This window comes from Clostridium sp., assembly GCF_032552055.1.
GTDB lineage: Bacteria > Bacillota > Clostridia > Clostridiales > Clostridiaceae > Clostridium.
In genome coordinates this window covers 1-4,025 of record NZ_JAWGSV010000278.1, presented here as the reverse complement: position 1 = coordinate 4,025, position 4,025 = coordinate 1, and the positions used below count along the sequence as shown (strand labels likewise).

The 4,025-nt window shown below is 27.2% G+C and carries 2 protein-coding genes and 1 pseudogene; all 3 read left to right on the top strand.

From position 1 onward, the window contains the following. Positions 1-222 precede the first annotated feature (222 nt). The 3 genes and pseudogenes from E6248_RS14095 (at position 223) to E6248_RS14085 (ending at position 3,982) form a co-directional block, all read left to right on the top strand. Positions 223-695, top strand: a pseudogene (locus E6248_RS14095) (hypothetical protein). A 251-nt stretch (positions 696-946) separates the two neighbouring features. Further along, positions 947-2,146, top strand: coding sequence for an FprA family A-type flavoprotein (locus tag E6248_RS14090; protein ID WP_316341419.1), 1,200 nt, complete (start codon positions 947-949; stop codon positions 2,144-2,146). Positions 2,147-2,272: 126 nt separating this feature from the next. Further along, positions 2,273-3,982: a hypothetical protein gene (locus E6248_RS14085; protein WP_316341418.1), complete on the top strand. Its 1,710-nt coding sequence runs from the start codon at positions 2,273-2,275 to the stop codon at positions 3,980-3,982. Positions 3,983-4,025: the final 43 nt, after the last annotated feature.

Here is a 4,025-nt window from a genome sequence, read left to right as displayed (position 1 = left end):
GTATGAATAGAGAAAGTAGAAATGCAGCTTATTCTAGAGCAAAGGAAATGATGATGGCAGGTGAGTCTTGGGATAAAATAATGGATGAAACAAGACTAAGACAAAAGGACTTAAAGAAAATTCAATCTACATAAATAAGTCCTAAATTCTAATTAATTATAATATGTCAGGCATAAGCCTGACATATTCATATATTAAATAAACAATAATAGGGGGAGGACTATGGTACATTTAGTTTATTGTGATAATTCTGGGAAAAAAGGTGAAAAAGTTCTTGATAAAATTATTTCAGGAAGTAAGACAATGGTTGTAAGGGGAGCAGCAGGAAGGAAAATTCCGCATAGCCGCGTAGTGGTTGGAGAGACACTTTATTTTATGGAAAAGGGTAGTATGAAAATTACTCATTCTGCTATTGTATCTAATGTTGAAAACTACACTAAGCTCACTGAAGATGAAATAAATGAAACATTTGAAAAAACAAAGTAAAACTTAATTTATCAGAAAAACAAAGGATACGTTGGCATAAGAAATGCCTTTGTTTAGTAGAATTTAATGAAGTTAAAGAAATAGAGGCATTGGATTTTGATTATCAGAGTAATATGGATGATTGGTTAATAATTGAAAAAATTGAAGAAGTAGTTGTAGGTACAAGCATACCATATAATTATGAAAAATCTAAACTTTTATTGATGTAACAATAGATTAAAGTAAGTAATAATATATATTTGACACTATATTTTTTTTATTTTATAATAATAATTATTGTTTGAAATTATATTGTTTAAAATTAAATTTTATGTTCATATAAGATGAAAATTAAAATGGATTAGTAGTTATTTAGTAAGTAATAAAACTATGTATGTATGGGGAAACTATGTGTAGTTTGTGATAAAAAATTATATTATATATACTAAATTATATAAGAATTACGAAAAGGAGGATACTAATGTTTTGTGTTAGAAAAGTAGTAGAAGACATTTATTGGGTTGGTGGTAATGATAGGAGACTTGCTTTATTTGAGAATCTTCATCCACTACCAAAGGGTGTTTCATATAATTCATATTTATTATTAGATGAAAAAACTGTATTATTTGATACTGTAGATTGGTCTATTTCAAGACAGTTTTTTGAAAATGTAGAAGCAGTATTAAAAGGTAGAAAATTAGATTATTTAGTTGTTAATCACATGGAGCCAGATCATGCTGCATGTATTGAGGAAATTATACTTCGTTATCCAGAAGTAAAAATAATTAGCACTGATAAATCTTTTGTATTTATGAGACAATTTGGATTTGATACTGATGATAGAATAGAAATGGTAGCTGATGGAGATACTAAATCTTTCGGAAAGCATGAGTTCAAATTTATTACTGCACCTATGGTTCACTGGCCAGAGGTTATGGTAAGTTTTGATATGACTACAGGAATACTATTCTCAGCTGATGCCTTTGGAACATTTGGAACATTAGATGGAAAGCTATTTAATGATGAAGTTAATTTCGAAAGAGATTGGATTGATGAAGCTAGAAGATACTATACTAATATAGTAGGAAAATATGGTCCACATGTACAAATTTTATTTAAAAAGATTAAAGATTTAGATATAAAAATGATATGTCCTCTACATGGACCAGTATGGAGAAATAACTTATCATACTTTATTGAAAAATATGATAAATGGAGTAAATATGAACCTGAAGAAGAAGGTGTTATGATAGTTTATTCATCAATGTATGGAAATACTGAATCAGCAGCTAATGTACTTGCAACTAAATTTGTAGAAAAAGGAATAACTAATTTAGTAATGTATGATGTGTCTAATACTCATGTTTCTACATTAATATCTGAAACATTTAGAGTTAGTCATTTAGTTATAGCTTCAGTTACTTATAATTCAGGAATATATCCTCCAATGCATAATTACTTAATTGATATGAAGGCATTAAATCTTCAAAAGAGAACAGTTGCATTAATTGAAAATGGTTCATGGGCTTGCAACACTGGTAAGTTAATTGGAGATTTCTTTGCAGGAATGAAGAATATGACAATATTAGATAATAAGGTAACACTTTTATCAGCAATGAATGAAAAGAATGGTGTAGATATGGATGCATTAGTTGATGGTGTTATCAAATCAATGAAATAAAGAGTTTAAATTAAAATCTGTGGTTTATACCGCAGATTTTTTTATTGCGATAATAGATTTTAGTGATGTTTATGGATACTTTTTACAATAATAGGAGTATAATTATGTAATGTAAGAGGTGATTTAATGAAGCGATATAATATTATAAAAGTTAAAAATATATTTTTATCAATGATAAGTTTTCCTTTATTTATAGCAGTTTATATATTAGCAATGTATGAATTATATACCCTATGTAGATTTGGAAGATATGATAATAATCTTAATATTTTTATTTTATGTTTAGTATTCTTTTTTATATATTTAGTAACATTTATTGCACTAATAATAAAGCAACAGAGTAATTACCCAAATGAACTTATTGAAAACTTTAGTTTTACAAGTGATTATATTAAGCTAGATGATTACCATGGAATTGAAATAGATATAGAAGATATAAAGTCTTTTAAAATAAATAAAAAATATGCTTATATAAAGCTTAGAAATAAAGGGATAGTTATTTTAGGCTTTAATAATAAGAGTGATTATGATGTATCTTACTTTAAAGAAATATTACATTCTAAAGAAGAAAAAAGAAGAAAGTCATTAATGAAAACAGTATGGACATGGATATCAATAGTAATAATTATTTTTACTACAGGCTATTATGGTATGAAAATTTATAAGACAGCTTTAAATTTTAATGGTAAGTTATCTTGGCTATTATTTGAACTTAAAAATGAAAAAAATATAACTCTTAATAATAACAATATATATGATACTGGAATAGAAGGTATATTTGAGGATATTAGTAAAGAGGTAGACTTGCCAGAAATTATGTATATTTCGGATACAGGTCTAAGTTTAGAGTTTAATAGTAAAGGAGAAATAGAGTCTTTCTATGCCTTTGTTTATGGTAAAAATGATAAAGATGAAGTTAGTAGTTTCTTAGTAAATTATGATATAAATAAATCTAATAAAATAAGAGTAACACTAGATGGGTATGTGACCCCAGATTTTAATGATGATAAATTGTTAGAACCATTATTTGATACAATGAAGGTAATTCCTTTAAAAGATATAGTAAGTAAATGGGATTCTAATAAATATGGTGTTTTATATTATGGTAAAAGAAGCTTTGGACTTAATACAGATGGTATAGTCTATATTGATAATGAAGGTAATACAAATATGCCAAGTATTGCAACATCAGAAGTTATAGGATATACAGTATCAGTATATGTTCCAAATAGAGAAAAGGAAATTACTCCTTTTAGATATAATTTAGTTGAGGATTTAAATAATATTAAAGCAGCTCCTTTAAACTCAGTTGATAATACTACTAAGAAACTTAGTAGTTCATCAAATATGGAAGAACCAGAATATTATTTGACTGATAAGATTGGATATAGATTAAAAATAGTTGGGGCTGCTGCAGGAAGTAGAGCTTATTCATTGGAAGTTACTGAAGATGGAGGAAATAACTTTGAAGTATTAAATGGAGATCCATTCTTAGGTAGATTAGGAGGAGCTTCTGGAATTACTTTTATAAATGAAAAACTAGGATTTATAGCATTATCTCATAATGGAGGAGATGAAGCTGACTTATATAGAACTGAAGATGGTGGATTAACATTTACTCAAATAAATATTCCAAGGAAGGAAGTAACCTTAGATAGTGGAACGGTGATAGAACCTTTTGATTTTCCCAAAATGCCTTTTGAGGATAATGGGGTTTTAAATATGTTAGTTGGTCAAGGTGCTGATGGTGATTATAATGGAAATAGTGATGCATTATATGAATCAAGGGATAATGGAGTAACTTGGGAGTTTATAAAAGAAGTAAAAGATAATTAAATTATAGAAAATATATAAAGACTGTAGTATGTATGTTTACTAA